Here is a 23,051-nt window from a genome sequence, read left to right on the forward strand (position 1 = left end):
GTTGTATAAGAAAAACCAATATTGCTGATCTCTCATTAGGAAAACTGATGTTCGACTACAAGTTGCTCTCGGCCTTGGCCGCAGTGATCGAGCAGGCAGGGTTCGAGCGGGCGGCCCAGGTGCTGGGTTTGTCACAGTCGGCGATTTCCCAGCGGATCAAACTGCTGGAGGCCCGGGTCGGCCAGCCAGTGCTGGTGCGGGTGACGCCGCCGGCGCCGACGGAAATCGGCCGGCGCCTGCTCAACCATGTGCAGCAGGTGCGCCTGCTGGAGCGCGACCTGCAAAGCCTGGTGCCGGCGCTGGACGAGGAGGGCCTGCCGGAGCGCTTGCGCATCGCCCTCAACGCCGACAGCCTGGCCACCTGGTGGGCTGGCGCTGTGGGCGATTTTTGCGCCGAGCACCATCTGCTCCTGGACCTCGTGGTGGAAGACCAGACCGTCGGCCTCAAGCGCATGCGCGCCGGGGAAGTGGCGGCCTGCGTCTGTGCCAGCGAGCGCCCGGTGGCCGGGGCCCGCAGCCTGCTGCTGGGGGCCATGCGCTACCGGGCCATGGCCAGCCCGGAATTCATCGCCCGGCATTTTCCCCAGGGCGTGCGTGCCGAGCAGTTGCCGCGCACACCGGCGCTGGTGTTTGGCCCCGACGATTTCCTGCAGCATCGCTACCTGGCTTCCCTGGGCGTGGACGGTGCTTTCGAGCATCATCTGTGCCCGTCTTCCGAGGGCTTCATTCGCCTGACCGAGGCCGGCCTGGGCTGGGGGCTGGTGCCCGAGTTGCAGGTCCGCGAGCAGCTCGAGCGGGGCCTGCTGTTGGAACTGTTGCCGGATAAACCCATCGATGTGCCGCTGTACTGGCATCATTGGCGCAACGGCGGCCAATTGCTGGGGCTGCTCACCGAGCACCTGGCACGTTTGTCGGCACAATGGCTGGTGCCCTGGGAGCAGCCGTAAGCGTCAAGCGACAAGCTGCAAGTAGACAGCTTGCGCACTGATTTTTAACTTGCAGCTTGTAGCTCGTAGCTCGTCACTGCTTTCTTAGGAATATTTCATGAAGATTCTGGTTACCGGCGCAAGCGGCTTCATCGGCGGGCGCTTCGCCCGCTTTGCCCTTGAGCAGGGCCTGGAGGTGCGGGTCAATGGCCGTCGCGCCGAAGCCGTGGAGCATCTGGTGCGCCGTGGCGCTGAGTTCGTCCAGGGTGACCTGAGCGATGCCGATCTGGTGCGCGAGCTGTGCCGCGACGTCGACAGCGTGGTGCATTGCGCCGGTGCCGTGGGCTTGTGGGGGCGCTACCAGGACTTCCACCAGGGCAATGTGCTGGTCACCGAGAACGTGGTCGAAGCCTGCCTCAAGCAGCGGGTGCAGCGGCTGGTGCACCTGTCTTCGCCCTCGATCTACTTCGACGGCCGGGATCACCTGGGGTTGACCGAGGAACAAGTGCCCAAGCGCTTCCGGCATCCTTATGCGGCCACCAAGTACCTGGCCGAGCAAAAGGTCTTCGGCGCCCAGGAGTTCGGCCTTGAAGTGCTTGCCCTGCGCCCGCGCTTCGTCACCGGCGCCGGCGACATGAGCATCTTCCCGCGGCTGTTGAAGATGCAGCGCAAGGGCCGCCTGGCCATTGTCGGCAACGGCCTGAACAAGGTCGATTTCACCAGTGTGCACAACCTCAACGAGGCGTTGTTCAGCAGCCTGCACGCCAGCGGCTCGGCCTTGGGCAAGGCCTACAACATCAGCAACGGCACACCGGTGCCTTTGTGGGATGTGGTCAATTATGTGATGCGCCAGATGCAGGTGCCGCAAGTCACCCGTTATCGTTCCTTCGGCCTGGCCTATGGCGTGGCGGCGCTCAACGAAGGTTTCTGCAAGCTCTGGCCGGGGCGACCGGAGCCGACTCTGTCGCGCCTGGGAATGCAGGTCATGAACAAGAATTTCACCCTGGATATCAGCCGTGCCCGGCATTATCTCGGCTATGAGCCCAAGGTCAGCCTGTGGGCGGCCCTGGATGAGTTCTGCGCCTGGTGGAAAGCCCAGGACATAAGCTGAAACCAAAGACTGAACCGAGTTTGCCCGGCCCGGTCCATTGGCCGGGCGGATTAGCGGTTTATACTCGCCGCACTCAGCCACCACCGCGTTTCACAAAGGTTGCCCCATGCGTAACGATGCAAACGATGACTTCGACGACGTTCCCAGTCTGCGCGCCGATCCTCTCGACGACGATGTCTTCCCCACCACCAGCGCTGCCCGCGAGCGTACCTCCGTGCATTCGCGCGGCACGCCGGTAGTCAAGGTCAAGAGCCCCAGCACCGGCCCGCTCTGGGCATTGGTGGGCGCCTTGTTCTTTGCCTTCATCGGCCTTGCCTGGTGGAGCTTCCAGCAGATTTCGCTGATGGAACAGCAATTGGTGGCGACCCAGGAAAGCTTCGCCAGGATCAGTGAGGAAGCGGCCGGACGCCTGCAGGACATCTCCGGCAAGGTGGTGGCCAGCCAGACCAATGTCACCACGGACAGTGAAGCGCTGAAGCTGCAGATCAAGCAACTGGAGAGCCGCCTGCAGGACCAGAGCCGACAGCAGCAGGGCGTGGCGGGGCAGGCCACCGATCTGGACAAGCGCCTGGCGCAGATGAGCGCGCAGACCGCCGAACAGCAAGCAGCCAACAGCCAGTTGCAGGCTCAGGTGAAAGCCTTGAGCGGTGAACTGGCGAGCCTGAAAAGCGCCCAGATCGACAATGGCAAGGTCGATGCCCAGCTCAAGAGCCTGGGCGCCGACCTGGCCACGCTGAAGAAACAGGGCAATCCGAGCGCCGCCATCGAGCGTCTGGAACAGGACCTGATCGTGCTCAAGAGCCAGCAGGACAACCGTCCCGCCGCTGCGCAAAACGGTGCCAGCACTGCCGAGTTCGACGCCTTTCGCGGCCAGGTGACCCGCAACATCAACACGCTGCAAAGCCAGATCCAGAACCTGCAGCAGCAGATCAACACCCGCCCTTGATGGGGGCCGCCTTCCCACGCCTGGCGTGGGAAGGCGTCGGTTCACCCCCCGTGTGCTGAATGTTTCCGCATATCCTGCAGCCGTCTACGCTCTTCGAACGCCAACACGAACGAGGAGCGGGCGATGAGACTGTGGCTTGGAAATACCTGGGTGGGCTGGCTGCTGCTGTTGTGCTTGGGCCCGCTGCAGGCGGCGCCGTCGGTGGATGATGGCGCGGCGGCCCGGGCGCTGCTGGAAAAGGCCCTGGGCTACTACCACGATCAGGGCGACAAGGCATTCGCTGCCTTCAGCCGCCAGGGCGAGTTCGTCGACCACGACCGCTATGTGTTCGTGGTGGATACCCAAGGCGTGATGCTGGCCAGTGGCGGTCCCTCGTCGGCGTTGATTGGCCGTGATGTGTCGCAAGTCCTGGGGCCGGACCTGCGCAAGGCGTTCAAGCAAGCGTTGAAGACGCCCGAGGGCAATGGCATCCAGCAGGCCGAGTACCGCTGGCAGAACTGGGCCGACGGCAAGATCGAGCGCAAGCATGTGTATTTCCAGCGGGTCGGCGAACGCATCCTGGCGGTGGGTTACTACCAGCCCCGGGCGTCGGCCGAGCAGGCCAGGGCATTGCTGGAGAGGGCAGCCACGGCCTTGAGCACGGACCGCAACGGTACGCTCAAGGCGATCAACCAGTTGCAGGGCGGTTTTCTCGAAGACGATCTGTACGTGTTCGTGGTGGACATGGACAGCCGGCGCTACCTGGCCCATGGCACCAACCTGCGTTTGCTCAACACCGACTTCGCCAAGATCAAGGATCCCGAAGGCAAGCCGGTGGGCGAGCCGATGCTGGCGCTCATGGCTCGCGAGGATCAGGGCGAATACCAATACCGCTGGAAGAACCCGGTGACCGGCAAGGTGGAGGACAAGCACGCCTACCTGCGCAAGGTAGGGAATCTGCTGGTTGCGGTGGGCTACTACAGCCCTTGATCATGCTGCCCTGCAGCCGCTGCCGCAGGCTGCTTCAGCAAAGGCTGGAGCGCTTCGACCAAAGCGGCTACAGGAGCCCGGGGCGGGTTAACGCGCCTTGTCTTCACGACCGCGCAGCAGGCGATTGGGCATGGCGATCGCCGCTGCCAGCCCCAGCAGGGATACCCCGGCACTGACCAGCAACAGATGCTTGAAGGTCGTCAGCAACTCGGCTCGCAAGGCGTCCCGCGCCGGGCCGGGGGCGGCGTTCAGGCCTTCCAGCAGGGCATTGCCGGAGTGCCCTTCAACCATCAGCCCGGCGCCACCGAGATGGGCCAGGCTGGAATCCTGGAGCAAGGCCAGCAGCAACGCCGACATCAGCGCCACGCCCACCGCCCCGCCGAGGGCGCGGAACAGGTTGGTGGTGCTGGTGGCCACGCCGATATCCCGTTGTTCCACCGAGTTCTGCGTGCCCACCAGGGAGGTGGGGAACTGCATGCCGCCGGCGATCCCGCAGAGCAGCATGAACAGGCCGCTGAGCAGCTCCGCCTGCGGCGGCACCAGGGCCATGCCGAGGATCGACAGCGGCATCAGCAGCGCGCCACTGAGGATCATCGGCTTGTAGCGCCCGGTGACCGAGGTCAGGCGCCCGGCACAATAGGCGCCCATTGGCAGGCCCATGGCCAGCGGCAGCAGGTGCAGGGCGGCACTGTCGGCCCCGGCGCCGGTGATGCTCTGGAAGCGCAGCGGCATCAGCACGATCAGGGAAATGGCCTGGAAGCTGGTGAAGAAGATCGTGCACCAGCACAGCAGCGCGTTGCGGTTGGTGAACAGGTGCATCGGCAGCAGGGGTTCCCGGGCCCGGCGCTCATGCCAGACGAACAGTGCCAGGACGATGACCGCGATGGCCAGCAGATCGAGCACTTCGGCGCTGCGCCAGGAATAGCCCTGGCCTACCTGGGTGATACCCAGCAGCAGGGCGGTCAGGCCGATGATCATCAGCACGGTACCGAGGTAGTCGATGATCGGCTTGCGCTGGGGCACCGGCAGCCCGATCAGAGTGCGATGCGCCACCCACCAGGCGCCCAGGCCCAGAGGCAGGTTGATCAGGAACACCCAGCGCCAGGAAAGGAATTCGGTCATGTAGCCGCCCAGCACCGGGCCGGCGACGCTGGCCACTGCGTACATGCTGCTGAAGTAGCCCTGGTAGCGACCGCGCTCCCGAGGCGGAACTATGTCGCCAATAATGGCCTGGCTCACGGAGATCATGCCGCCGGCGCCGATACCCTGAAAAATCCGCGCCAGTACCAGTTGCTCCATGTTCTGTGCCAGGCCGCAGAACAGCGAGGCCAGGGTGAACAGCCCCATGCCGAACAGCATCAAGCGGCGGCGGCCGTAGAGGTCGCCGAGCTTGCCGTAGATGGGCACTGCCACGGTCATCGCCACCATGTAGCCGGAGATCACCCAGGCCAGCAGGCCGACGTCCTTGAACTGGGCGGAAATGGCCGGCATGGAGACGGCGACGATGGTCTGGTCCAGGGCGCCGAGAAAGATCGCCAGCATCAGGGCGATCAGCACGCTGCGAATGGCCGGTTTGGGCGAGACGGGCTGTTGGAAGTGGGTCACGAAAGAACCTGCGGGCAGAGATTGACCCGGCGGAGCAAGGCCGGTGGAAGTGCGCTTCAGTGTACTAGATAGGAGCCTACTAGATAGCCATACAAGGAAGTCTCCGGGGATTTTTCATCTGGGCTTAACTGATGGGAACGATGCTCTGTGAAGACCTGGGCGGTCAGACGAAAACGCAGATTATTTGGCGGTAATTAGCTGGTAATGGGACGCATTCTGTATAGTGCCCGGCACTGGGCTGGTGCTCTGAACGCCGGCCCGGTCAATGTCCATTGATGTTGCTGTTGCTTGCATTTCGCCCGGGCGTATTCGTTTATCGAAGAGCCCTGGCGGTTGTCTGATGGTTCGCCCGCTGGCGCCCCCGTCGCCCGTCACACTGAGGCCTGGACTGTAGTGATGAACAAGCCTGCCCTTGCGTCGATTCCGGTGTTCAAGCTCTATGGCGAGAGCCTGGACTGGCCTACCCCGGACCTGCTTCATTGCGAGCCCATCAGCCAGCGCAGCCGCGAGCACCATTGGGAAATCAAGCCCCATCGGCATGCCGACCTCTGCCAGTTGCTGTTTGTATACCGTGGGCAGGCGGAACTGGAGATCGAAGGCCAGCGTACCCTGCTGGACAAATCGATGGTCCAGGTCCTGCCGCCGCTGTCGGTCCATGGCTTCCGGTTTTCCGAAGACATAGAAGGTTATGTGGTGACGCTGGCAGCGCCGCTGGTAAGCCATCTGCAAACCCAACTGGGGCAGGGGCAAAATACCCTGGCCAGGCCCGAGGGGTATCCGACGGGGGCAGACGAGGCGTACCTGAACGGTTTGTTCGCCGCCTTGCAGCAGGAGTACCAGGGGCAGCAGCCGGCTCGGGAAATGCTCATGCATGCGCTGGTCAGCATGATTGTGGTCTGGGTCGGGCGCCAGGCGTTGCAGCGCAGCAGTGCCAGCCGGCGTCCCCAGCGGGCCCGTGAGTATTTCAATGGCTTCATCCAGTTGGTGGAAGCCCATTACCGCGAGCATGTGAAGGTCGAGGACCTGGCCCACAAGCTGGGCATTTCCGTGTCGCACCTCAACGGCACCTGCCGTGAACTGGCAGGGCAGCCCGCGCTGCAGATCATGCACGAACGCCAGCTACTGGAAGCCAAGCGGCTGCTGACCTACACCGGGATGACCATCTACGAGATTTCCGCGGACCTGGGGTTTTCCGACCCCACCAACTTCACCCGGCTGTTCCGGCGCCGGGAGGGGATCTCGCCCAAGGTATTTCGCGACCGCCTGAAGGCCGATCAGGCCGGGGACGCCGATTCGCTGACGCTCACCTGAGGGCGTTCAAGGTGGCGTTGTGGGGCATGCAGCGCTCCAGGTTGCAACTGGCGTAGTTGCGCGGTTGCATGCGCGCCTGCTCCACGCGATAAGCGGCAGTACCGTATAGCGCCAGGGTCACGGTGCAGGTCATGAAGATGGCCAGGTACCTTCTTGTCTTGACGTTCATGGCAACGACCTCTGAACCCATACCCCTTTGGTTTAAAGGGGTACTGTTATCAGCATAGGTCAGTTGCGGGGGCTTGCCCGGCCTGTTTGGCAGGGTATTCAGCAGTTGGATCGAGCAGCCCGGCCAGCGCCGTGCATCTATCTACAAACCTTCGTCCCAGAGCGGTTGCTGGGGAAACCTGAGGACCAGGAAGTCGAGCATGCTGCGCAAGGTCGCCGGCATGTGCTTGCGCGAGGCATAGACCGCGTACATGTTCATCGTGCGCGGTTCGGCGTGGGGCAGCAGGCGTACCAGCTCTCCACGCTTGATGTACTCACCGGCCTGGTAGCTGGGCAGCATGGCGATCCCGGCGCCGGCCATGGTGGTGCGCAGCAGCGTGCTGGCCTCGTTGGCGCTGATGTTGCCCTGCACCGGCACCGATACCTGTTCGCCATCCTGTTCGAAATGCCACAGGCTCTTGCCGAAGTAGGAGTGGGTCAGGCAGTTGTGCCGGTTCAGTTCCTCCACCCGCTGGGGCGCGGGGTGCTCTCGCAGATAGGCCGGCGAGGCGCAGATCACCGAGCGGCAGACCGTCAGGCGCCGGGCGATCAGGTTCGGGTCCAGGTCATTGCTGGTACGGATCGCCAGGTCAATGCGTTCATCCACCAGGTTCACCGTGCGATCGAGCATCTGCAGGTCGATGCTGACCCCCGGGTAGCGCTTGACGTAGTCGGCCACGGCATCCGCCAGTTGCGACTGGCCGAACGAGGTACTGACGCTGATGCGCAGCAGACCGCGGGGTGCATCGTCCGGCTCGCCGACCGCGGCCTGCATGTCGCTGGACAGCTCCAGCATCTGCCGGCAGCGGGGCAGAATCTCACCGCCGGCGGCGGTCAGGCTGAGCTTGCGCGTGGTTCGGTGCATCAGCCGGGCGCCGACCCAGTCCTCCAATTCCGCCAGATAACGTGACACCACCGGACGCGACAGGTCCAGGTGATCGGCGGCGGCCGACTGGCTGCCCAGGTCGACGACGGTGACGAAGACCCGCATTGCTTGGAGACGATCCATGATTTGCCCGCTTTCAGAAACAAACTATGTTCAAGCATCGCATTTTTTGTAACGAGTCTGGCAACTAAGCTCTGTCCATCCCAACCCAGCCAACAGATGCCGGAGCTGCCCTCATGATCGGATTCACTTCACTCAAACGCTTGCTGCTGGCCACTGCCACCCTGGGCTTTGCCGCCCATGCCGCGGCCGCCGAGCCGCCCCTGAGCCTGGATGTCTACAACCCGGGCGCCAACGCAATCTTCCCGGTGACCTCGGTGCTGGTCAGCGGCAAGAAGGACGCGATCCTGGTGGACGCCCAGTTCGGCAAGTCCCAGGCACAGCAACTGGTGGACAAGATCCGCGCCAGCGGCAAGCACTTGACCACCATCTACATCAGCCATGGTGACCCGGACTACTACTTCGGCCTCGACACCCTGACCGCCGCCTTCCCCGACGCCAAGGTGGTGGCTTCGCAGCCGACCGTGGATCACATCAAGGCCACGGTGGACGGCAAGCTGGCGTTCTGGGGCCCGAAAATGGGCACCGACGTACCGGCCAAGACCATCGTGCCGGGCGTGCTCAAGGGCCACAGCCTGACCCTGGAAGGGCAGAAGCTCGACGTCATTGGCCTGGACGGCAAGCAGCCGGACCGCAGCTTTGTGTGGATCCCGTCGATCAAGGCGGTGGTCGGTGGCGTGGTGGTCGCGGAAAACATCCACGTGTGGATGGCCGACACCCAGACCCCGCAGTCCCATGCGGACTGGCTGGCTACCCTCAAGACCATCGACAGCCTGCAACCCAAGACCGTGATCCCCGGGCACTTCCTCGGTGACAGCGCGCGTTCCCTGGCCCCGGTGCACTTCACCGCGGACTACATCAAGGCCTTCGACGAGGAAACCGCCAAGGCCAAGGATTCCGCCGAGCTGATCGCGGCCATGAAAAAGCGTTACCCGGACCTGGGCGAGGACAGCTCCCTGGAGCTGAGCGCCAAGGTCGCCAAGGGCGAAATGAAGTGGTGAAAACGGTTTGACCCGCTCCCTTGTGGGGGCGGATGCCTCTGTACTCTCTTAGCCAACTGGAGACATGTCATGAGCAAGATCGCAATCATTGGTGCCACCGGCCGTGCCGGTAGCCAACTGCTGGAAGAAGCCCTGCGTCGCGGCCACAGCGTGACCGCCATCGCCCGCAACACGGCGAAGATCGGTCCGCGTGCCGGCGTGGTCAGCCGCGATGTGGATGTGGCCGACAGTGCCGCGCTGCAAGCGGCGGTGGCCGGTCACGATGTGGTGATCAGCGCGGCGCATTTTTCCAGCATCGCTGCCAATGCCATCATCGACCCGGTGAAAAAGGCCGGGGTCAAGCGCCTGCTGGTGGTAGGCGGTGCCGGTTCGCTGTTGCTGCCGGGTGGCAGCAAGGTCATCGATAGCCCGGGCTTCCCGGAGGAATACAAGGCCGAAGCCAGCGCCGGCGGGGTGTACCTGGAGACCCTGCGCAAGGAGCAGGACCTGGACTGGACCTTCCTTTCGCCATCGGCGGAGTTCGTCGAGGGTGAGCGTACCGGGCACTTCCGCCTGGGCCAGGACGACCTGCTGGTCAGCGCAGAGGGCCGTAGCTGGATCACTTTTGCCGACTACGCCATCGCCATGCTCGACGAGGTGGAAAAGCCCGCCCATAGCCGTCAGCGTTTCACCGTCGGCTACTGATCACTGGCCGATTGACCCGTTAGCCGCCTGTTGCAGGCGGCTAACGGGTTGTTCCGGCAAGCGTTGAAGGCCCCTCGCGGGGCTTTTCGCTGTCTGCCGGTATTTCAGCGCTGCCGGGCCTGTTCCACCAGCCAGTCCAGCAGTTCCTGCAGGGCCGGCGAAGGCCCCGGGCGCTCCGGGTACACCAGGTAATACGCCTGCCCTGTCGGCACCTTCAATTCAAAGGGCATGACCAGCCGCCCGGCACTCAGGTCATCGCCAATCAATGCCCAGTCGCCAATCGCCACACCTGTGCCCTGGGAGGCCACGGACATCGCCAGGTCCAGGGTCTCGAAGTGCTGGCCCTTGCCCAGGGTGTCCAGGGGCGTGCCAGCGGCCTTGAGCCAGGTTTGCCAGTCCCGCTGATCATGGGAGGGGTGCAGCAGCAGGTGCTGTTGCAGGTCTCTGGGGCTCGTCAGCGGCACCGGGCCTTCCAGCAGGGGCCGGGAACAGACCGGAGTCAGCTGTTCATTGAACAGGTGTCGCGAGCCCAGGGTCGGTGCCGGTGGTGCGCCGTACATGACCGCGGCGTCGAACGGCTCGCGGCCGAAATCCACGCCATGGGCAATGGTGGTGGTCAGTTGCACCGGCACATCGGGGCGCTCCTTCTGCCACTGCAGCAACCGCGGCAGCAGCCAGCGCATCACGCAGGTCGGGGCCTTGAGCCGCAGGTTGCGCTTCTGGCCGCCGATCTCGTCCACCGCGCCATTGATCATTTCGAACACCTGCTGCACCCGTGGCAGCCATTCCAGCCCCTCGGCGGTGAGGCTCAGGCCCCGGGCCTGGCGCAGGAACAACGGATAGCCCAGGTGACTTTCCAGCCCGGCGATCTGCCGGCTCACCGCTCCCTGGGTGATGTGCAACTGCTCGGCGGCGCGAGTGAAGTTGCAGCACTGGGCGGTGATCAGAAAAGTGTGCAGCGCGGGTAAGGGAGGAAGGCGTTTCATGGCTGGCCGAGGCATGACGTGGGGACATGGCTAGTATGACTTTTTATCCATTGTTGCGGCTACAGGCCCACCGTTCCAATAGCCCCTCTATCGGCGCCCGCAGGCGTTTTCCAGCCTGTGGCCGACGTGCGGTTTTCCTCCAATAAGAAGGGCGATGAGATGGCGACGTGCGGTGAAGTACTGGTCAAGCTACTGGAAGGTTATGGCGTCGAGCAGGTGTTCGGCATTCCCGGGGTACACACCGTGGAGCTGTATCGCGGCCTGGCCCGTTCGCCCATCCATCATGTGACTCCGCGCCACGAGCAAGGCGCCGGCTTCATGGCCGACGGCTACGCCCGAACCAGCGGCAAGCCCGGTGTGTGTTTCATCATCACCGGCCCCGGCATGACCAACATCACCACCGCCATGGGCCAGGCCTACGCCGATTCGATTCCCATGCTGGTGATCTCCAGCGTGCAGGCCCGCAGCCAGTTGGGGGGCGGGCGCGGCAAGCTCCACGAGCTGCCCAACCAGAGTGCGCTGGTCAGCGGCGTGGCGGCGTTTTCCCATACCCTGATGTGTGCCGACGAGTTGCCAGCGGTGCTGGCTCGGGCCTTTGCCCTGTTCCAGGCCGGGCGCCCACGCCCTGTGCATATCGAGATTCCCCTCGATGTGCTGGTCCAGGACGCCGACCACCTGCTGAGCAGCGAGCCGGTGCAGATCGCCCGCGCCGGCGCCGCCCCGGCCGCTGTCACGCAGATGAGCCAACTGCTGGCCAGTGCCAAGCGGCCGCTGATTCTCGCGGGCGGGGGCGCCATCGATGCCGCCCCGGCCCTGACCCGCCTGGCCGAGCTGTTGCAAGCGCCGGTGGCCCTGACCATCAATGCCAAGGGCATGCTGCCTTCGGCGCATCCGCTGCTGATCGGTTCCACCCAGTCCATGGTGGCGACCCGGGCCCTGGTGGCAGAGGCCGATGTGGTCTTGGCCATTGGCACCGAGCTGGCGGAAACCGATTACGACGTGACCTTCGCCGGTGGTTTCGAGATTCCCGCTACCCTGCTGCGTATCGATATCGATGCCGACCAGACCGTGCGCAACTATCCGCCGAAAGTGGCACTGGTGGCCGACGCCCGGATCGCTGCCGAAGCGCTGCTGGCGCAACTTGCCGGGCTGGAATTGGCAGCGCGTCGCAGCGACTGGGGCCAGGTCCGCGCCGCCGCCTTGCGCAGTGAGCTGAGCCAGCTCTGGGACGGCCCGACCCAGGCCCAGACCCTGTTTCTGCAGACTGTGGTCCAGGAACTGCCGGAGATTGTCCTGGTGGGCGATTCCACCCAGCCGGTGTACAGCGGCAACCTGACCTTCAACCCCGAGCAGCCACGACGCTGGTTCAACTCCTCCACCGGGTACGGCACCCTGGGTTATGCCTTGCCGGCGGCCATTGGCGCCTGGCTCGGCGGCGGTTCGCACGCCAGCCAGCGACGGCCGGTGGCCTGCCTGATCGGCGATGGCGGCTTGCAGTTCACCCTTTCGGAACTGGCCTGCGCGGTGGAGGCTCGCACCCCGATCATCGTCCTACTGTGGAATAACCAGGGCTACGAAGAGATCAAGAAATACATGGTCAACCGCGCCATCGAGCCGGTGGGCGTCGACATCTACACCCCGGATTTCATTGCCGTGGCCAAGGGCCTGGGCTGCGCCGCCGAGCGCATCGACAGCGTCGAGCAACTGCGCGCGGCGCTGCGCTCGGCGGCGGATCGCCAGGGCCCGACCCTGATAGAGGTCGATCAGAACCGCTGGACCCAAGGAGTACAGGCATGAGCGCGCAACCCCTGTTGAACGGGCTTTACATCGACGGCCAATGGTTGGCGGGCAGCGAGCATCTGCAGGTGATCAACCCCAGCACCGAGGGCGTACTGGCCCAGGTTGCCGGTGGCGGTCCCGAGGCCGTGGAGCAGGCGCTGTGCGCTGCCAGCGCCGGCCTTGCGCGTTGGTCGCACAGCAGCGGGGCTGAACGTGCCGCGGTCCTGCGACGGATTGCGGCCGGGGTGGCCGAACGCCGGGAGCAACTGATGCACCTGCAGTCGAGCAACAACGGCAAGCCGCAATTCGAGGCCGCCATGGATGTGGACGATGTGATTGCCACCTTCGAGTACTACGCCGGGCTGGCCGAAGGCCTGGATGCCGCTCAGGACGCCAACGTGGCACTGCCCAGCGAGGCCTTCAGTGCCCGCCTGCGCCGCGAGCCCTGTGGCATCGTCGGGCTGATCGTGCCGTGGAACTTCCCCATGGTCACCACCGCCTGGAAGCTCGCTCCGGCCCTGGCCGCCGGTTGCAGCGTGGTGCTCAAGCCTTCCGAAGTCACCCCTTTGCCGGAGCTGGAACTGGCGGCAATCATCGCCGGCAGCGGCTTGCCCCGGGGCGTGTTCAACCTGGTCTGCGGCACCGGCCTGGCGGTGGGCGCGCCCCTGGCAGCCGACCCGCGAGTGGCGAAAATCTCCTTCACCGGCAGCAACGCCGTGGGGGTCCAGGTGATGCAGCGCGCGGCGGAAACCGTCAAGGGCGTGAGCCTGGAGCTGGGGGGCAAGTCGTCGTTGCTGGTGCTGGCGGATGCCGATCTGGATCTGGCGGTGGAGCTGGCCTGTGGTGGCGGCTTTTTCAACGCCGGGCAGATGTGCTCGGCCACCAGCCGGGTGCTGGTGGCCGATGAGTTGGCCGATGAGTTCCTGTTGCGCCTCAAGGCCCGGGCCGAAGCCATTCGTGTGGCCGACCCGTTCGACCCGGAGGTGGAAATGGGCGCGCTGGTCAATCAGGCGCAATACCGGCGGGTGCAGGCCCATATCGAGGAAGGCTTGAATGTGGGGGCCAAGCTGGTCTGCGGCGGTGGCCGCCCGGCCGGCTTGCAGCAGGGGTATTTCATCCAGCCCACGGTGTTCACCGAGGTGCCGCTGGACAGTGCGCTATGGCGTGAGGAGATCTTTGGCCCGGTGCTCTGCGTGCGCAGTTTCAGCAACGAGCAGCAGGCCATCGAAATGGCCAATGACAGCGAGTTCGGCCTGGTGGCCAGCGTAGTGGGAGCGGATGCAGCGCATGCCGAGCAAGTGGCCAATGCCCTGCAGGCCGGTCTGGTGTGGATCAATGCGCCACAGGTGATCTTTCCCCAGACGGCGTGGGGCGGCTACAAGCAGAGCAGCATCGGTCGTGAACTGGGGCCCTGGGGGCTACAGGCCTTTCAGGAAATCAAGCATGTGATCCGCGCTCGTTAGGCAGGCCTCAGCTGCTCACCCGCAGGCGCGCCATATCCCGCAACGGCGGCGCGCCGAACAAGCGGCTGTACTCGCGGCTGAACTGCGACGGGCTTTCATAACCCACCCGATAGCCCGCCACCGAAGCCTCCAGCCCCTCGGCCAGCATCAGCCGCCGGGCTTCTTGCAGGCGCAACTGTTTCTGGTACTGCAGCGGGCTCATGGCGGTCATGGCCTTGAAACGGTGGTGCAGGGTCGAGACGCTCAGGTTCACCTCCCGGGCCAGATCATCGATGCGCAACGGGTGCACGAAATTGCCGTTGAGCCACTTGATGGCCTGGTTGACCCGGTGGCCCTGGCTGTTGGCGGTGGCGATCTCATACAGGCGGTGGCCCTGGGGGCTGCGCAGCAGGCGATAGAGAATTTCCCGGCGTACCAGCGGCGCGAGCATGGCGATGTCTTTCGGGGTATCCAGCAGGCGGGTCAGGCGCAACACCGCGTCGAGCATTGCCGGGTCCAGGCGCTCCACGTACAGGCCGCGCCCGGTAGGCCGGGCGGGTACGCCGATGGGGCCGGCATCGGCAATCAATGCATTGATTTCCCCGGGGTCGATGTCCAGGCGCAGGGCCAGGATCGGCTCCTCTGGTGAAACGATCGCCACCTTGCCGCTCAGGGGGACGGAAACCGAGACCACCAGGTAATTCAAGGGGTCGTAGTTGTAGCTTTCATCGGCCAGGCGTACTTCCTTGCGGCCCTGGGCCATGATGCACAGCGCCGGCTGTGCCAGCACCGAACCGAATTGATGAGAGCTGCTGTGGCGCGAGACGAACAACGAGTCGATGGCCGTGGCGTAGCTGCCGTCCTCGGCGGTGTTGCGTGCAATGATCGCGGCCAGTTCCACGCGCTGCCGTTCCATCTCCGGGGCCAGGGGCGGTGGCGGGGTTTCCAGTGATGGCATGGGGCAGCCTCCGAGTGTTTGCAGTCGGCACAGCTTAAGTTTGTGCAAGAAGCGCGGGTAGGCGAATCCTGCGTAAAACTTGCCTGATCCTGCTGCTTGCGCGCGCGATAGGCAAGATCAGCCGATGCTCCTGAGCTTCACTTGCTTGAAACACCGTTGTCATGCTTTTGCCCAATGGCGCGGAGTCGGGGAGGGAGCAAAGGGCTTGTCGCAGGATTGGGCAAATCAACGGCAGAAATCGACTAACGCGCGCGAGGGCATGCCCCGTATCGTTGATCCTGTCGCAGCCCGTCCCATGGCTGCCTCGACAACACCCTGGGAGGGTCGCACATGTCCACGCATATTCCCGTCAGTCACATGGCCTTTGTCCGAGCCCGGGCCGGGCGTTCCAAGGAGCTGGGTGCGCGTTTGAGCAGCCTGATCGAACCGTCCCGCCAGGCCTGTGGTTGCCTGCATTTTGCCCTGCAGCATTCGCAGTGCGATGCCGACCTGTGGCTGGTGTCCGGTTTCTGGAGCAGCCAGCAGGCGATGACGGCCTATTTCAATTCCCCGGCCATGGCGATCTTTGCCGAGCTGGTGCAGGACCTGGTGGTCAACAGCCTGGATTTTCATACCTTCAGTACCGTGTCGGCGCTGCAAGCCCATGGCGAATATCCGCAACTACAGCAGGCGCCGGTGCACAAGCTGGCCAGTTGAAGGTTTAGAATGGCCGACTTTTCATTGGCCAGGACTCGCAACATGGCACGCAAAGAGTTTGCACACTACGAAGCAGTTTCCGCTGTGGTTCCAGGGGAGGGGGGATACAGCGCCGCCATCGCCGTCAAGGCTCTCGGCGCATCAAGCGCACCACGCTTTCATAAAGTCCTGGATGAGCAGAAATTCAAGACGGCGCATGACGCCGACCAGGCTGCCGCACAACAACTCGAACAGTTGGCCGACGTCGATCAGGGCGGCGAATTGAGCTGGAAGAGCTACTGAGTCCAAGCGCTATTTGACTGCCCCCGGGCGGTGCATCCTGAACAGAGCCTCTGGCCCCAGTTGGAAGTAATCCGCCGGCCCGCCGCCGCGCAGAATCGGCTCTGCCGCGGCGGTGTCGTAGATCCCGTCCTTGAGCAGCCACTTGGCGATATGCACGGCGACCACTTCGCCGAGGATCAGCCAGCTCGGCACCAGTTCCTTGTCCGCCCGCTGCAATTGAATGATCTGGGTGACCTTGCACTCGAAGGACACCGGGCTCTCGGCTACCCGGGGCACGCTGATGACTTTCGACGCCACGGGGGTCAGGCCGGCCAGTTCGAACTCGTTTACCTCGGCCGGGACTGCGGCGCAGCTCTGGTTCATCTGCTCGGCCAGAGGTCGGGTGGCCAGGTTCCAGGCGAACTCGCCGGTCTGCTCGATATTGTTCAGGCTGTCTTTGCGCCCGACGCTGGAGAAACCGATGATCGGTGGAATGTAGTTGAAGGCGTTGAAGAAGCTGTAGGGCGCCAGGTTCAGGCGCCCCTCGCGATCCTGGGAAGAGATCCAGCCGATGGGGCGCGGGCCGACGATGGCATTGAACGGGTCGTGGGGCAGGCCGTGGCCCAGGGCAGGTTGGTAAAAGTGGATATCGTCGGGCATGGCTCAAGGTTCCTGCTTGGGGCGAGTTAAGGGCGTCATAGTGCAGTGCGCAATCGCCCAATTCCAGCGTCCTGGCCCTTGAGCGTTCCACGCTGTGGGTGTTTTCCCCTGGCCAGAAACGACTAAGCCCGGCCAAGGCCGGGCTGTGGTGTCAGGTGCATCAATCAGCTGATGCTGGCGGAACCGGTGCGGTCGTAGCCATCGGCGGCGAAGGTAGCGGAACCGGTGCGGTCGTAGCCATCAGCGGCGAAGGTAGCGGAACCGGTGCGGTCGTAGCCATCGGCAGCGAAGGTAGCAGAACCGGTGCGGTCGTAGCCATCGGCAGCGAAGGTAGCAGAACCGGTGCGGTCGTAGCCATCAGCGGCGAAGGTGGCGGAGCCGGTGCGATCGTAGCCATCGGCGGCGAAGGTGTTGGCAGCCAGTACCGAGAGGGTCAGGGCGAGGATCAGTTTGCTTTTCATGATGGTGACTCCGGGTTCGTTGAGATGAATGCGTTGGGCTTGGTATGAATCCTACTCCGGTAAAGTTGATATAAAAGCGCAAATTTATGCTTATAAATATCTGCTTTATCGATATTTATTAGGTCGGCCCTCGCCGCCAAATACCGCGTTCAAGCCTCACTGCATAGAAGAGCCAAGTACCCACTTGGATTCATTAGCAGGCTATGCATCCAGCATTAACTGATCATTAATTGAGCAGATTGCTTGTAAGAAAATATTTCAACGATTTTTTCATCCGCGCCTTACCTGTTTTTCACCCCTTGACGTTCAGCCTCCGCGCAGGCCTGCAGTCCATAGACAGGCCGCCTTGAATGCGACCTTTGGAGCACCTTTGCGAATGAACAAGCTACCCCAGATCACCCTGGCCTTCTGGGTCATGAAAATCTGCGCGACCACCCTCGGCGAAACAGCGGGGGACCTGCTGTCGATGACCCTGAATGTGGGTTATGCCATCAGCTCGATGATTCTGATCAGTGTGTTCCTGCTGACCCTGGTCACCCAGCTGTGGTCCAAGACCTACAACCCGGTGCTGTACTGGATCGTGATCCTCTCCACCAGTACCGCCGGCACCACCATGTCGGATTTCATGGACCGCACCCTGGGCCTGGGCTATGCCAGTGGCTCGTTGATCCTGATCGGTATTCTGCTGGCGATCTTCGCGCTCTGGCGTCTGAGTGGCGACTCGCTGAACGTCAACAAGATCCAGACCTTTCGCGGCGAGATGTTCTATTGGATGGCGATCCTGTTTTCCAACACCCTGGGCACCGCCCTCGGCGACTACCTGGCGGACGATTCGGGGCTGGGCTTTGCCGGCGGGGCGCTGTTGATCGGCTTGACCATCGCCGTGGTGGTGCTGCTCAAGTACTTCACCAGGCTCTCGTCGGTGCTGTTGTTCTGGGTCGCTTTCGTATTGACCCGGCCGTTCGGCGCAACCTTGGGCGACTTCCTCACCAAACCCCACGAAAAAGGCGGCCTGGATTTCGGCACCATCGGCTCGTCGGCGGTATTGGCGGGAATCCTGCTGGTGATGATCGTGGGGGCGGCCTGGGCCCAGAACCGCGATGGGCGCCAGGGCGCAGCCGAACTTTCCTGACCTGTACAGCCTCTGTAGGAGCCGGCTTGCCGGCGAAAGCTTCCCCACAGATTGCGAAAAGCGCCCGGGCCTTGCACCCGGGCGTTGTTGTTTTCAGTCAGTCTCGATCCGCGAATGCTTGCGGGTGTCTTTCATGGTCGCGTAGACCAGCAGCGAACAGGCGATGCAGGCGGTGACGTACCAGTAGTAGCCGGTTTCCATGCCGATGCTCTTGAACCACAGGGCGATGTATTCGGCGGTACCGCCGAAGATCGACACGGTCAGTGCGTACGGCAGGCCCACGCCCAGGGCGCGGATTTCCGTAGGGAACAGCTCGGCCTTGACCACCGCGTTGATCGAGGTGTAGCCGCTGACGATGATCAGCGCCGCCATGATCAGGAAGAACGCGCCCCACCAGGTCTGGATGGTGTGCAGGGTGGTGAGGATCGGCACGGTGAACAGGGTGCCGAGGATACCGAAGGCAATCAGGATCGGGCGCCGGCCAACCTTGTCCGAGAGAGCACCGATCACCGGTTGCAGGCACATGAACAGGAACAGCGTGGCGGCGGAAATGGTGGTGGAGTCGGAGATGCTCATGCCGACAGTGTTCACCAGGTATTTCTGCATGTAGGTGGTGTAGGTATAGAAGGCCAGGGTGCCGCCCATGGTCAGGCCGACCACGGTCATCAACTCCTTGGGATGACGCATCAGGGTGCGCATCAGGCTTTCCTTGGGCTTTTCCTTCTTCTTGGTGAAGGACTCGGTTTCTTCCATGCCGCGACGCAGGTACAGGGCTACCACGGCGCAGAGGGCACCGATGCCGAACGGAATCCGCCAGCCCCAGGACTGCAGTTCCTCGGTGGTCAGAATGTTCTGCAGCACGATCAGCACCGCCAGGGCGATGAGCTGGCCGGAGATCAGGGTCACGTACTGGAAGCTGGAGAAGAAGCCACGACGTTCCTTGGTCGCCATCTCGCTGAGGTAGGTGGCCGAGGTACCGTATTCACCGCCTACCGACAGGCCCTGCATCAGGCGCGCCAGCACCAGCAGGATGGGGGCGCCGACGCCGATGGTTTCGTAACCCGGGGTCAGGGCGATGATCAGCGAGCCGAAGCACATCAGCAGCACCGAGGCCATCAAGGCGGCCTTACGCCCTTTGCGGTCGGCATACAGCCCCATCAGCCAGCCACCGATCGGGCGCATCAGGAAGCCCACGGCGAAGATCGCGGCGGTGTTCAGCAGTTGGGCAGTGGTGTCGCCCTTGGGGAAGAAGACTTTGGCGAAGTACAGCGAGAAGGCGGCGTAGACGTACCAGTCGTACCACTCGACCATGTTGCCCACGGAACCGCTGAAGATCGACTTAAGGCGGCTGGCGGTGGTCTTTTCTGTGGCGGGCGCAGCCGCCGACCCGGCAGGCAGGGTATTAGAGATATCCATGAAGGACCCTTCTATTCATTGTTTTTGTGGAGTGCGCGCGAGCGCAGCCTGCTGGGGCTATAGCAGGACCTGTGCCAAGGGCGAGAAGCCCGGGCTAGAGGGGGGGAGGCGGGAGTGATGAGCGGAAATCCGCCTATCGGCACCTTGCGGGTAAGCGGGAAATTGCCGAAAGCGGCCGTGCCCCTGGGCATGTGGGCGAAGGCGTCGATGGGGGGCCGGGCTTGAGGGCTGATTCTCCGGCAAGCCGGGTCCTATAGGGGTTACTCCTCCTTGAGGAACTGTTCCCTGGTCAGTCCATGGCGCTGCATCTTTTCGTTAAGAGTCCGGCGGGGCAGTTGCAGCTCGTTGAGCACCGCCTTGATATCACCCTTGTGCCGGCTCAGGGCCGCGCGCAGGCATTGGGCCTCGAAGGCTTCCTGCTGCGCCGCCAGGGACTGGCCGGGTTCGATGGCGTCGGGTTCCGGCTCGCCCAGGCCCAGCACCTGGCGCTCGGCGGCGTTGGCCAGCTCGCGCACGTTGCCCGGCCAGTCGTGGCTGAGCAGGCGGCTCAGTTGCGCGCCGCTCAAGGGCGCGACGCTGCGCCCCAGGCGTTCCCCGGCATTCTGGGCAAAGTGCTCGTAGAGCAGTGGGATGTCCTCGCGGCGCTCGCGCAATGGTGGCAGGCGCAGTTCAGCCACGGTCAGGCGGTAGGCCAGGTCTTCACGGAAACGCCCGGCACGGGCCTCGTCCAGCAGGTCGGGCTTGGTGGCGGCGATGATCCGCAGGTCGACCTTGATGCTCTGGTTGGAACCCAGGCGTTCCAGCTTCTGCTCCTGCAACACCCGCAGCAGCTTGACCTGCTGGGCCAGGGGCATGCTTTCGATCTCGTCGAGAAACAGCGTGCCGCCGTCGGCGTATTCCAGCTTGCCGATGCGTTTGCCCTGGGCGCCGGTGAAGGCGCCGCTTTCATGGCCGAACAGCTCGGCCTCGAACAACTGCTCGGGGATCGCCGCGCAGTTCAGGGCGACGAAGGGCTTGCCGGCCCGCGGGCCGAAGTCGTGCAGGCAGCGGGCAATCAGTTCTTTGCCGCTGCCGGTCTCGCCGCGGATCAGCACGTTGACCGGCAGGGCTGCCAGTTCCAGTACCTGGCGGCGCAGGGTCTGCAAGGCCCTGGAGACCCCCAGCAAGGTGGCGTCGAGCTTGGCCCGGCTGTCGGCCTGTTGGTGCAGGCGGCGGTTTTCCAGGACCAGGCGGCGCTTGTCCAGGGCCCGGCGCAGGCTGCTGAGCAGGGTGTCGGGGCTGAAGGGTTTTTCCAGGAAGTCGTAGGCCCCGTCGCGCATGGCTTCCACCGCCATGGGCACATCGCCGTGGCCTGTGAGCAGGATGATCGGCAGGTCCGGGTCCAGGCGCTGGACCTGGGCCAGCAGTTCCAGGCCACTGATGCCGGGCATGCGCACATCACTGAGGATCACCCCGGGAAAGTTCTTCGGCAGTTGCGCCAGACAGTCCTCGGCCCGGCTGAACAGCTGGACCTCGAAGCCCGACAGGCTCAGCCACTGCTCGACGGCGGTACGGATGCTGGCTTCGTCGTCCACCACGATCACTGAGTTCAGCATTGGATATGGGCCTCCAGGTCGATGGGCAGGCTCAGGGTGAACACCGCCCCTTGCTCCTGGTTGGCCACGCTCAGGCGGCCACCCAGCTCGTGGACTATGGCATAGGACACCGCCAGCCCCAGCCCCAGGCCATCACCCACCGGTTTGGTGGTGAAGAATGGATCGAAGACGCTCAGCAAGTGTTCCTCGGCAATGCCGCCGCCGTTGTCGGCCACCCGCAGTTGCCAGAGCTGGTCTTCGGCTTCGAGACTGATCTCCAGGCGCTTGTGCGGTTTGTCCTGCATGGCGTCCAGGGCATTGCGCAGCAGGTTGATCAGCACCTGTTCCAGGCGGATGGCGTCGCCCCGGACCCAGGCTGGGCGGGTCAGTTGCAGCACCACTTCGACGTCTTCAGCACGCAGCCGGGCTTCCAGCAAGTGCAGCGACTGGTCCACCACAGCGGTCAGGTCCAGGCGTTCTCGCAGGCCACTGGGGCTCTTGCGGGCGAAGGTCTTGAGATGGCTGGTGAGGGCGGCCATGCGGGTCAGCATGTCGTCCAGTGGGCGCAGGGCTTTGTAGGCTTCGTCCACCCTGCCGTGATCCAGCAACAGCCTGAGGGTTGCCAGCTGCATGCGCTGGGTGGTCAGGGGCTGGTTGATTTCGTGGGCCAGGGCGGCGGACATCTGCCCCAGGGCCGCGAGCTTGGCCGATTGCACCAGGCCTTCCTGGGCGGTGCGCAGATCGCGGGTACGTTCCTCCACCAGTTGCTCCAGCTCCTGGCGATTGCGCTGGCGGACTTTCCCCAGGCGCCAGCGCTGGTTGAGGAACAGCAGCAGGAACACCAGGGTCAGCCAGGCACCGGCGGCGGCAAGCCCGGCATTGCGGGTTTCCTCGAAGGCATTCGGCGGTTTGCGCAGCAGGTGCAGGGTCCAGCCTTCGGCGGCCAACGGCAGGGACTCCCAGAGGTAGCTGGCGCGGCCCTCGGGGCCTTCGACCCGGGCCAGGCTGCTGTTGTCGTCAAAGCGTTGCAGCGTCTGGTGCTGCAGCGGGGTCAGGGGCTGTTTGTCGTACTGGCGGGTGAGCTTGATTTCTTCCAGGTCGTTGCTCGACAGCGGCTGCAAGTGCCGGTAGCGCCAGCCTGGCTGGTTGGCGATGAACACAATGCCCCGGGCATCGCTGACCAGCAGGGTGTCGTTGCCCTGGCTCCATTCATGTTCCAGCTCGGGGAATTCCAGCTTCACCACCATGGCCCCGAGGAAGTCCTGGTTGTCGGCCTTGACTGCGCTGGCCAGGAAATACCCCGGGATGCCGCTGGTCACGCCCACCGCGTAGAAGCGCCCGCTGCCCTGGCTGCGGGTCTGCTTGAAGTAGGGGCGAAAGCCGTAGTTGTGGCCCACGTAGCTGCTGGGCAGGCGCCAGTTGCTGGCGGCCACGGCCAGGCCCTCATGGTTCAGCAGCTCCAGGGTCGAGGAGCGGGCCGCGCCATTGATCTTTTCCAGCTTGCGGTTCAATGCGTCCTGGGTTTCGGTGGCCACCGGCCCCTGCAGCGCCGCGCGCAGTTCCGGGTCCAGGGCCAGGACCGCCGGCAGGGCGCGATAGCGTTCGATCAGGGTATGCAGCGAGTTGGCATACAGCCCCAACTGCTCATTGGCACGGGCGGCTTCCTCCACCAGCGTCTGCCGTTCTGCATGGCGCATGGCCAGGCCGGCGCTGAGCACGGTGCCAGCAAGAATCACCAGGATATAGAACGTCAAGCGGAGGGGGCGAGAGATCTGGGCCATGAGTCGGGGCAGGCTGCAATGGGGGCGGGAACGATAGCATGAGCGCCGGGGCTAACGTTGATCGCGGACAGTGTCGGGAAAGGGCGGTGCATAAAAAAAGCGGCGGGCCATTCAATGAACAGCACCGCCGCCTGGGCCG

General features: G+C 63.9%; 22 protein-coding genes. 12 read left to right on the forward strand and 10 right to left on the reverse strand.

Going from position 1 to position 23,051, the window contains the following annotated elements:
* The first annotated feature begins 47 nt into the window (after positions 1-47).
* The 4 genes from M2395_RS20050 to M2395_RS20065 all read left to right on the forward strand — a co-directional run bounded on the left by M2395_RS20050 (position 48) and on the right by M2395_RS20065 (position 3,952).
* Positions 48-947, forward strand: a complete 900-nt coding sequence (locus M2395_RS20050) for a LysR family transcriptional regulator ArgP (protein WP_015636800.1) — start codon at positions 48-50, stop codon at positions 945-947.
* Between the two features lie 97 nt (positions 948-1,044).
* Complete coding sequence (locus tag M2395_RS20055) at positions 1,045-2,037, forward strand: NAD(P)-dependent oxidoreductase (RefSeq protein ID WP_011063076.1); 993 nt, start codon at positions 1,045-1,047, stop codon at positions 2,035-2,037.
* A gap of 106 nt (positions 2,038-2,143) precedes the next feature.
* Positions 2,144-2,983: a hypothetical protein gene (locus tag M2395_RS20060; protein ID WP_015636799.1), complete on the forward strand. Its 840-nt coding sequence runs from the start codon at positions 2,144-2,146 to the stop codon at positions 2,981-2,983.
* Between the two features lie 123 nt (positions 2,984-3,106).
* Entirely contained in the window at positions 3,107-3,952 is an 846-nt protein-coding gene (locus tag M2395_RS20065; protein WP_072442656.1) for a cache domain-containing protein, read from the forward strand.
* A gap of 87 nt (positions 3,953-4,039) precedes the next feature.
* Here M2395_RS20065 and M2395_RS20070 read toward each other — a convergent pair whose 3' ends face one another.
* Positions 4,040-5,557, reverse strand: a complete 1,518-nt coding sequence (locus tag M2395_RS20070; protein WP_019092982.1) for an MDR family MFS transporter — start codon at positions 5,555-5,557, stop codon at positions 4,040-4,042.
* Positions 5,558-5,953: 396 nt separating this feature from the next.
* On the opposite strand from M2395_RS20070, the gene M2395_RS20075 reads away from it, so the two are divergent.
* Positions 5,954-6,868: a helix-turn-helix domain-containing protein gene (locus tag M2395_RS20075; RefSeq protein WP_011063072.1), complete on the forward strand. Its 915-nt coding sequence runs from the start codon at positions 5,954-5,956 to the stop codon at positions 6,866-6,868.
* Here the strand turns inward: M2395_RS20075 and M2395_RS20080 are convergent.
* Together M2395_RS20080 and M2395_RS20085 are read right to left on the reverse strand one after the other, a co-directional pair.
* On the reverse strand, positions 6,861-7,037 hold the full coding sequence (locus M2395_RS20080) for a hypothetical protein (RefSeq protein WP_015636796.1): 177 nt from the start codon (positions 7,035-7,037) through the stop codon (positions 6,861-6,863). The genes M2395_RS20075 and M2395_RS20080 overlap by 8 nt on opposite strands.
* Positions 7,038-7,178: 141 nt before the next feature.
* Positions 7,179-8,084 (reverse strand): LysR family transcriptional regulator, encoded by a 906-nt coding sequence (locus tag M2395_RS20085; protein ID WP_011063070.1) that lies wholly within the window; start codon positions 8,082-8,084, stop codon positions 7,179-7,181.
* A 113-nt stretch (positions 8,085-8,197) separates the two neighbouring features.
* Between M2395_RS20085 and M2395_RS20090 the strand changes: the two genes are divergently transcribed.
* Together M2395_RS20090 and M2395_RS20095 are read left to right on the forward strand one after the other, a co-directional pair.
* A complete protein-coding gene (locus M2395_RS20090; protein WP_053153498.1) occupies positions 8,198-9,082 on the forward strand; it encodes an MBL fold metallo-hydrolase in 885 nt (294 codons plus the stop codon).
* A gap of 69 nt (positions 9,083-9,151) precedes the next feature.
* Positions 9,152-9,766 (forward strand): NAD(P)-dependent oxidoreductase, encoded by a 615-nt coding sequence (locus tag M2395_RS20095; protein ID WP_015636794.1) that lies wholly within the window; start codon positions 9,152-9,154, stop codon positions 9,764-9,766.
* A gap of 104 nt (positions 9,767-9,870) precedes the next feature.
* Here M2395_RS20095 and M2395_RS20100 read toward each other — a convergent pair whose 3' ends face one another.
* Complete coding sequence (locus M2395_RS20100; RefSeq protein WP_011063067.1) at positions 9,871-10,752, reverse strand: LysR substrate-binding domain-containing protein; 882 nt, start codon at positions 10,750-10,752, stop codon at positions 9,871-9,873.
* A gap of 159 nt (positions 10,753-10,911) precedes the next feature.
* On the opposite strand from M2395_RS20100, the gene M2395_RS20105 reads away from it, so the two are divergent.
* Positions 10,912-12,549: a 5-guanidino-2-oxopentanoate decarboxylase gene (locus M2395_RS20105; protein ID WP_077934690.1), complete on the forward strand. Its 1,638-nt coding sequence runs from the start codon at positions 10,912-10,914 to the stop codon at positions 12,547-12,549.
* Positions 12,546-13,994 carry an aldehyde dehydrogenase family protein gene (locus M2395_RS20110; RefSeq protein ID WP_011063065.1) on the forward strand — a complete coding sequence of 483 codons (1,449 nt, stop codon included), beginning with the start codon at positions 12,546-12,548 and terminating at the stop codon, positions 13,992-13,994. The genes M2395_RS20105 and M2395_RS20110 overlap by 4 nt, the downstream gene beginning before the upstream one ends.
* Positions 13,995-14,001: 7 nt before the next feature.
* On the opposite strand, the gene M2395_RS20115 is transcribed toward M2395_RS20110, so the two are convergent.
* On the reverse strand, positions 14,002-14,931 hold the full coding sequence (locus tag M2395_RS20115) for an AraC family transcriptional regulator (protein WP_019092978.1): 930 nt from the start codon (positions 14,929-14,931) through the stop codon (positions 14,002-14,004).
* A 330-nt stretch (positions 14,932-15,261) separates the two neighbouring features.
* On the opposite strand from M2395_RS20115, the gene M2395_RS20120 reads away from it, so the two are divergent.
* Together M2395_RS20120 and M2395_RS20125 are read left to right on the forward strand one after the other, a co-directional pair.
* The gene (locus tag M2395_RS20120; RefSeq protein ID WP_011063063.1) at positions 15,262-15,627 is read left to right on the forward strand and encodes a putative quinol monooxygenase; all 366 of its coding nucleotides are present in this window, start codon (positions 15,262-15,264) and stop codon (positions 15,625-15,627) included.
* A 9-nt stretch (positions 15,628-15,636) separates the two neighbouring features.
* Positions 15,637-15,909 (forward strand): hypothetical protein, encoded by a 273-nt coding sequence (locus M2395_RS20125; protein WP_123431355.1) that lies wholly within the window; start codon positions 15,637-15,639, stop codon positions 15,907-15,909.
* 9 nt (positions 15,910-15,918) lie between these two features.
* Here the strand turns inward: M2395_RS20125 and M2395_RS20130 are convergent, their stop codons facing one another.
* Both M2395_RS20130 and M2395_RS20135 read right to left on the reverse strand, forming a co-directional pair.
* Positions 15,919-16,548, reverse strand: a complete 630-nt coding sequence (locus M2395_RS20130; RefSeq protein WP_011063061.1) for a flavin reductase family protein — start codon at positions 16,546-16,548, stop codon at positions 15,919-15,921.
* Positions 16,549-16,712: 164 nt separating this feature from the next.
* Entirely contained in the window at positions 16,713-17,009 is a 297-nt protein-coding gene (locus M2395_RS20135) for a hypothetical protein (protein ID WP_047288821.1), read from the reverse strand.
* 376 nt (positions 17,010-17,385) lie between these two features.
* Here M2395_RS20135 and M2395_RS20140 point away from each other — a divergent pair, with 376 nt between their 5' ends.
* On the forward strand, positions 17,386-18,141 hold the full coding sequence (locus M2395_RS20140; protein WP_015636788.1) for a hypothetical protein: 756 nt from the start codon (positions 17,386-17,388) through the stop codon (positions 18,139-18,141).
* Between the two features lie 93 nt (positions 18,142-18,234).
* Here M2395_RS20140 and M2395_RS20145 read toward each other — a convergent pair whose 3' ends face one another.
* The 3 genes from M2395_RS20145 to M2395_RS20155 all read right to left on the reverse strand — a co-directional run bounded on the left by M2395_RS20145 (position 18,235) and on the right by M2395_RS20155 (position 22,912).
* Positions 18,235-19,557 (reverse strand): MFS transporter, encoded by a 1,323-nt coding sequence (locus tag M2395_RS20145; RefSeq protein WP_011063058.1) that lies wholly within the window; start codon positions 19,555-19,557, stop codon positions 18,235-18,237.
* Between the two features lie 260 nt (positions 19,558-19,817).
* Entirely contained in the window at positions 19,818-21,152 is a 1,335-nt protein-coding gene (locus tag M2395_RS20150; RefSeq protein WP_011063057.1) for a sigma-54 dependent transcriptional regulator, read from the reverse strand.
* The gene (locus M2395_RS20155; RefSeq protein WP_011063056.1) at positions 21,146-22,912 is read right to left on the reverse strand and encodes an ATP-binding protein; all 1,767 of its coding nucleotides are present in this window, start codon (positions 22,910-22,912) and stop codon (positions 21,146-21,148) included. The genes M2395_RS20150 and M2395_RS20155 overlap by 7 nt, the downstream gene beginning before the upstream one ends.
* Between the last annotated feature and the right edge of the window lie 139 nt (positions 22,913-23,051).

The sequence above is a fragment of the Pseudomonas sp. BIGb0176 genome (assembly GCF_024810175.1).
Classification (GTDB): domain Bacteria; phylum Pseudomonadota; class Gammaproteobacteria; order Pseudomonadales; family Pseudomonadaceae; genus Aquipseudomonas; species Aquipseudomonas protegens.